The organism is Paenibacillus senegalensis JC66, assembly GCF_000285515.1.
Classification (GTDB): Bacteria; Bacillota; Bacilli; order Paenibacillales; family NBRC-103111; genus Paenibacillus_L; species Paenibacillus_L senegalensis.
In genome coordinates this window covers 345,725-346,991 of record NZ_HE610962.1, presented here as the reverse complement: position 1 = coordinate 346,991, position 1,267 = coordinate 345,725, and the positions used below count along the sequence as shown (strand labels likewise).

Below are 1,267 nucleotides of genomic sequence, written 5' to 3'. Positions count from 1 at the left end.
TGGACCTCTGTCAATAGATTGGACAGCCAGAATCGAGAAAATTACGCAATTTGACCGTACATTTGTTCGTATTGAAAAGGTGTAAGATACCCGATAGCGGAATGTACGCGTTTCCGGTTGTAGAAAAACTCGATGTATTCAAAAATCCGACTTTGGGCTTCCTTGCGGGTTCTGAACTTCTCCAGATAGACGAGTTCCTTTTTGAGCACGCTGTGGAACGATTCGATGCAGGCATTGTCATAGCAGTTGCCCTTGCGGCTCATGCTGCATTTCATCCCGTATTTCAAGAGCCGTTTTTGGTACTCATGAGATGCGTATTGGCTGCCGCGATCGGAATGATGCAGGACTTCGCCTTTCGGCCGTTGACGGTTGTAAGCCTGATCCAGAGCTTGCAGGACCAATTCCTTGGTCATTCGCTCATCGGCGTGCCAGCCTACGATTTTGCGCGTGTACAAGTCCATCACGCTCGCGACATAGAGCCATCCCTCGTCTGTCGGAACGTAAGTGATGTCCGCCATCCAGACTTGATTGGGAGCTTGTGCCCTGAACTGCTGGTTCAGCACATTGTCATGCACTGGCAGATTGTGGTTCGAGTTCGTCGTCGCCTTGTATTTCTTGACGGTGCGCGACTTAAGCCCCAGTTCCTTCATGATGCGGGCGACCGTTTTTTCGGATACCCGAACACCTTGCTGGCGCAAGACTTGAGCGATCTTCGGGCTGCCGTACAGGCGACGCGAGTCCACAAAGATACGGCTAATCTGTTGTTCCAGTTCTCGGCGACGTTTCTTTTGCTCGCTTTCCTGGCGCCTGGTCCATTGATAATAACCACTCCGGGATACGTTCAAAACCTTGCACATCTCCGATACCGGATACTTGGAGCGGTGTTTGTGGATAAACGCAAAGATCAGTTCCGGTCTTTTGCGAAGATGTGCATCGCCTTTTTTAAAATTTCGTTCTCCATCTCGAGTTGGCGGATTCGTTTCTGCATTTCGAGAAGGGTTTTTTCCTCGATTTTCAGGTTGCCGCTGCCGCGAAACGCATTGACCGGATCCTGTTTGAATTCGTTGATCCAGCGGTACAGAGTATTGTCGGATACGCCCAATTCTCGGGCGACCTGCGCCACCGGCTTCCCCTGTTCCTGAATCATTTTTACGGTTTGGATTTTGAACTCTTTGTCATATTTCTGACTCATCTTCGGACACCTCGATTTTGCTAGGTTTATTGTCGCATTCTCGATTCTCGGTGTCCACTATTTAGTCTAGCATCA

General features: G+C 49.6%; 1 protein-coding gene. It reads right to left on the bottom strand.

Going from position 1 to position 1,267, the window contains the following annotated elements; translation table 11 throughout:
• Positions 1 to 41: 41 nt before the first annotated feature.
• Positions 42 to 1,192 (bottom strand): IS3 family transposase gene (locus PSHG_RS22430; protein ID WP_197070105.1). Its coding sequence is split into 2 segments (ribosomal slippage): positions 42 to 937 and positions 937 to 1,192, totalling 1,152 coding nucleotides; the frame shifts between segments, so codons are not numbered across the junction.
• Positions 1,193 to 1,267 lie beyond the last annotated feature (75 nt).